Origin of the sequence: Calderihabitans maritimus, assembly GCF_002207765.1 — a bacterium.
Taxonomy (GTDB): Bacteria; Bacillota; KKC1; order Calderihabitantales; family Calderihabitantaceae; genus Calderihabitans; species Calderihabitans maritimus.
Genome location: NZ_BDGJ01000180.1, coordinates 1 through 5,068, shown reverse-complemented (window position 1 = coordinate 5,068; position 5,068 = coordinate 1). Strand labels below are relative to the sequence as shown.

Genomic DNA, 5,068 nt, shown 5'->3' with positions numbered 1-5,068 from the left:
CTTATTGTCTTTTTACATTTTGAAACAATAAAATTTCCAATTCAGGGTCTTGACATTTTACCGCGGGTCTCTACCGCCAGAAATCCTTATTAATTATATCACAATTTTTGCTTCTCTGCCGGGTACAATTTTCAGGTAAAAGTTTTCCGTCTAGTGGAGCAAATTCCCATCTATTCTTTGGTTGACACTCGAAGTACTCTCCTAATATAATTTAATCGAACGCATGTTCGCAAAGGAGGGATAACATGGCTTGGATTGCTTATTTACTTCTTTCCAGTCCCCAAGACAACTCCGGCACTTATCAGAAATTATTGAACCTGGGCAGCTATCTCTCCCCTAAAGTCGAACCCCTTCCGGAGGAGCTTTCGCTTTTTATAGATCTAGGCAACGAGCCGGGCCAATTTTTAAAGGAGTTGCATTGCGAACTTAATAACGACCTCCAATTCACCGCTTTTCTTACCGGCGGTATTGCCCGTAATAAATTTTTGGCTAAAGCAGCGGCGCTTTTCCTTTTAAAGGAACCCGGCATGGCAGCCGGGAGGAAAATAAAACTAATCAAAAGCAAAAAGTATCATTTGCTTTTAATTCCGGAGGGAGAAGAAAGATCTTTCAGCGCTCGTTTGCCGGTAGATTTTCTTTGGCCGGTAGAAGCTTCCGTGTTAAACACGCTCAAATTAATGGGGCTTGCTACTTTGGGAGAAGTCGCCCAAATTCCGGAAAGGCAACTGGTCAGTTGCTGGGGCAGTACAGGTTACCGCCTATACCTTTTGAGCCGGGGAATAGATTTCACCCCCCTCCGGGCAAGTTACCCTCCTCTTCGTTATCTTTACCGTACCGAGTTGGGAAAGGCGATGGACCGCCGGACAATTGAGAAAGCTTTGACCCAAGCCGCCAACCATCTAAGCCAAACCCTAAAAAAACAATTTCTGGGATGCCATTGTTTAAAACTGTACCTTTATCTGGAAGAAGGTCCCGTCTCTACCGGAATACGCAAGTTTGCCACCCCTTCCAGCCAGGCTGTTCACCTGAAAGAAAACCTCTTTCATTTGCTCCGGCTAAGCAGAATTAACTCCCCTGTATACCGGATAGTGGTGGCGGTAGAAGAATTGGCTCCTCTTCAATGGCGCCAGTTGAAATTATTTGAAGAAACTAAACCACCGACAAATATTACCCAGTCCAGAAAAACAATCTCCCCCTGGTTGAAAAAGCTACAGCAGACCCACGGCAGCCCGATTTTAAACTATGGCTGTCAAGCAGATCGGCGGGAAAAAATTTTATGTTTTTGGGATCCTCTGCACCACCGGCTACCAGGAGTGAGTACCCTTGAGCAGGTTGATTAACAAACCTGTAATCGTAAGATGTAGCCCTGACGGAAAACCCCAGGGCTTTTTCTGGCGCAAACAGTGGTTCCCGGTGCAAAATATCTTAGAATGCTGGAAAGAAACTGGTTGCTGGTGGAAGGGGGAGAAAGAAAAATATTTCTACCGCCTGCTGGCCGGAAATAACGGCCTCTACGAAATCTACCGGGAAGAAAACAACCAAAAATGGTTCCTCTATCGCATCTACGATTGAGGTCAGTTACCCCATAGCTAAAGCTAGGGGCTTGCAGGTCGAGCCTGCTTCAGGGCCTACTGACGGAGGCCCATCCGCCAGCGCCTCAAAATAGACCTGACGGATATTGGTTGCGGCTACTATATCCGCATGACCGACAAAACCACAGGAAGTACAGCACCGCGCCTTCCTCCCCAGGCTTAAAAGCCGGGGCCTCCGGCGCGGAAAGAAGGTGATTGAGACTATGGCTTTCATCCATCTTCATACCCATTCTTACTTTTCTTTCCTGGACGGTGCCAGCTCCCCGCAAGAACTGGTGGAAAGAGCTGCTGACCTGGGAATGAAGGCCCTGGCCCTGACCGATCATAATAATCTTTGCGGGGCGGTGGAATTCCACCGCCAGGCTACCCGGGCGGGTATCAAGCCCCTCCAGGGAGTGGAGGTAAACCTGGAAGGAGGCTGGCACTTGGTACTCTTGGCTCAAAATCCGTCGGGTTATTCCAACCTCTGCCGTATTCTTACCTCAGCCCACCTGGGTAACCCTCGGGGAAAACCTGAAGTTGCATTCGACCTCCTGGAAAAATACAGCAAAGACCTTATTGCCCTCTCAGGCTGCCGCCGGGGTCAGGTTTCCTATCTTCTCTTGCGCAAAAAATACCTCCAAGCCCGGGAGGCGGCTAAGAGGTTAATCAATATATTTGGCAAGAATAACTTTTTCCTGGAACTCCAGCAGACTTTTTTACCCGGGGACAGAACCTTAAACCGTTACCTGGTTCAATTAGCCGAAAACCTCGGGGTCAAGGTTGTAGCTACTAACAACGTCCACTACGTTTATAAAAAAGATTTTAAAATCCATGACCTGCTAACCTGTATCCGCAACCTTACTCGGCTGGAAGATATTCACCCGGAACGCCCTTTAAATGGAGAGAACTACTTAAAGTCAGCTCAAGAAATGCAGGAAATCTTTATCGAATATCCTCAAGCCCTTAGGGCTGCTCAAGAACTGGCTGAAGAATGCCAGCCGGCTTTGACCCTCGATAACAACTTGTTCCCCCGTTACCCGCTGCCGCCGGGAGAAACGGCGGAAAAATTTTTAAAGCGTTTGACTTTTCAGGGGGCTGTGGAAAGATACGGTAAAATAACTCCGGCTATTGCCGAGCGGCTCAATTATGAACTTAAAATTATCTTTGAACTGGGATTCGCGGATTACTTCCTGCTGGTGTGGGATCTGGTCCGCTATGCCCGGCAAAAAGGTATTCGTTACGCCGGCAGGGGCTCTGCCGCCGACTCCGCGGTAGCTTACTGCCTATATATTACCGAAGTAGATGCCATAAGACGCCAACTGCTTTTCGAACGGTTCATGAGCCTAGAGCGAGGTCAAAAACCGGACATTGACATCGACTTTGATTCCCGCCACCGGGACCAAGTGGCCCGCTATCTTTCCGAAAAATACGGGGATGAACATGTAGCCGCCGTCTGTACTTATAACACTTACCAGGCCCGCTCCGCCCTTAGAGACCTGGGAAAAGTCATGAACTTTCCAGAAGAAGAAATAGATGCTCTGGCCAAAAAGATGCCCCATATCCCGGCAGACGAAATAAGTCATGCCCTAGAAAAACTTCCTGAACTCCAGGACGCCTGCTGGCGCAAGCCCCGCTATCAAAAATTATTTGACTACTGCCGGGCACTGGCCGGTTTCCCTCGCTTTATAGGCACCCACCTGGGAGGTATAGTAATCAGCCGCGAGCCCCTGGTAAACATTACCCCTTTGCAGAAATCCGCCAAAGGGGTAGTGGTAACCCAATTTGACAAAAAATATGTAGAAGAACTAGGGCTGGTTAAACTGGACCTCCTTTCCTTAAAAACTCTAACCGCCATTGAAGACACCATGCGCAACCTGAGCCTTTCCGGCTGGCCGCTGGATTACGAATCCATTCCTTACGATGATAAAAAAACCTTTGCTATGATAAACCAGGGTAACACTGTCGGAGTTTTTCAACTGGAAAGTCCCGCCCAACGGGCCCTCCAGTGCCGGCTTAAAGCCTCCCGGCTGGAGGATTTAGTAGCCAGCGTGGCCCTGATTCGCCCCGGGCCTATAAAGGGAAATATGGTCGAACCTTTTATTGCCCGCCGTAAAGGGGAAGAACCGGTATCCTATCTTCATCCCAAACTGAAACCGATTTTAGAAAAAACCTACGGCGTAGTTCTCTTTCAGGAACAGGTTATCGAAATTGCCACCGCTATTGCCGGTTTTACCCCGGGAGAAGCCGATGAACTGCGGCGAGTCATGAGCCATGCCCGCTCGCACCGGGAAATGGAAGCTATCGGCAAACAGTTTATACAGAAGGCCATCGCCCGCGGGATCGACTCCAAGACCGCTGAAACCATTTTTTCCTGTATTAAGGGATATGCCAGTTACGGATTCTGCGAGGCTCATGCTGCCGCTTTTGCCTCTCTGGCTTATAAAACCGCCTACCTGGCCTGCCACTATCCGGTTGAATTTTTTGCGGCTCTTTTGAGCAACCAGCCCATGGGCTACTACCCGGCCAATACCCTGTGCCAAGAGGCCAGGAGGAGAGGAATTAAGATTTTACCGCCGGACATCAACCGGAGCCAAGCACAATTTTCTGTAGAAGGAAACGGTATCCGTGTATCTCTGTCTCAAATAAAGCAAATGACCAAATCGGTCCTGAACGCTATTCTAAAGGCCAGAGAACAGGCTCCCTTCTCCTCCTTAGATGATTTTCGCCGAAGGGTCTTTGTACCCCGTCCCATTTTACAAAATCTCATCCTTTGCGGAGCCTTTGATACTTTACACCCGAACCGCAGGCAGTTGCTCTGGAAAATAACCGGTGAAAAAAATGTAAAAAATATTCCGGACTTCACTCCGGAACAAAAGCAGGAACTGCAGTACAGGATTTTAGGAATTGACATTGAAGAACATTATATGGCCCGCTGGCGTCCTCTGCTGCAGCAAAAAGGGTATAAAAACACCCGGGAACTCCGGCAGTTCCCCGACCGCACCTGTATCAAAGTAGCTGGTATTGTAATTGCCCCCCATCGCCCCCCTACCCGCAGCGGTCGTACCGTAGTTTTTTTCTCTTTAGAAGACGAGTTCGGCCTGGCGGATGTCACTGTCTTTGAAGACGTGTACCAAATATACGGCAACATAATTTTCAGCCACCCTTCTCCGCCCCTAGCCGTCACCGGGATTCTCCAGCGGAGGGGTAACGGCATCAATATAATTGCCCGGGAAGTAAAGAACATGTATGAAGAATTGAAGGCAAAATAGTTAGTTGAAAAAGTTCATGAACCCCAGCAGTAATACGGCCAGCATAACCAACCCGGCAAAAGTTTGGGCCAGAAAAGAAGTGACGAAAAGCCCGGCGTTCAAGTAACTATAGGCATACCCGCATCCCCTCAAAAAAGCTCTCATAATTCCTCCCCCCTCGTATAATTTGATTTAGAAGTTATCATGGAACCTCTATAAGGTTCTTGATAACCGGGTGTGCCTTTG

General features: G+C 48.6%; 5 protein-coding genes. 3 read left to right on the top strand and 2 right to left on the bottom strand.

Going from position 1 to position 5,068, the window contains the following annotated elements; all coding sequences use genetic code 11:
• Positions 1-245 precede the first annotated feature (245 nt).
• Positions 246-1,340 (top strand): DNA polymerase Y subunit UmuC family protein, encoded by a 1,095-nt coding sequence (locus tag KKC1_RS13425; protein ID WP_088554948.1) that lies wholly within the window; start codon positions 246-248, stop codon positions 1,338-1,340.
• Entirely contained in the window at positions 1,324-1,572 is a 249-nt protein-coding gene (locus tag KKC1_RS13420; protein WP_088554947.1) for a DUF6504 family protein, read from the top strand. Before KKC1_RS13425 ends, KKC1_RS13420 begins: the two co-directional genes overlap by 17 nt.
• Positions 1,573-1,578: 6 nt before the next feature.
• Here the strand turns inward: KKC1_RS13420 and KKC1_RS15850 are convergent, their stop codons facing one another.
• Positions 1,579-1,806 carry a hypothetical protein gene (locus KKC1_RS15850; RefSeq protein ID WP_143288760.1) on the bottom strand — a complete coding sequence of 76 codons (228 nt, stop codon included), beginning with the start codon at positions 1,804-1,806 and terminating at the stop codon, positions 1,579-1,581.
• Here KKC1_RS15850 and KKC1_RS13415 point away from each other — a divergent pair.
• Positions 1,796-4,843 carry a DNA polymerase III subunit alpha gene (locus KKC1_RS13415; RefSeq protein WP_088554946.1) on the top strand — a complete coding sequence of 1,016 codons (3,048 nt, stop codon included), beginning with the start codon at positions 1,796-1,798 and terminating at the stop codon, positions 4,841-4,843. The two genes, KKC1_RS15850 and KKC1_RS13415, sit on opposite strands and share 11 nt — an antisense overlap.
• On the opposite strand, the gene KKC1_RS16135 is transcribed toward KKC1_RS13415, so the two are convergent.
• On the bottom strand, positions 4,844-4,987 hold the full coding sequence (locus KKC1_RS16135) for a hypothetical protein (RefSeq protein ID WP_153802865.1): 144 nt from the start codon (positions 4,985-4,987) through the stop codon (positions 4,844-4,846).
• Between the last annotated feature and the right edge of the window lie 81 nt (positions 4,988-5,068).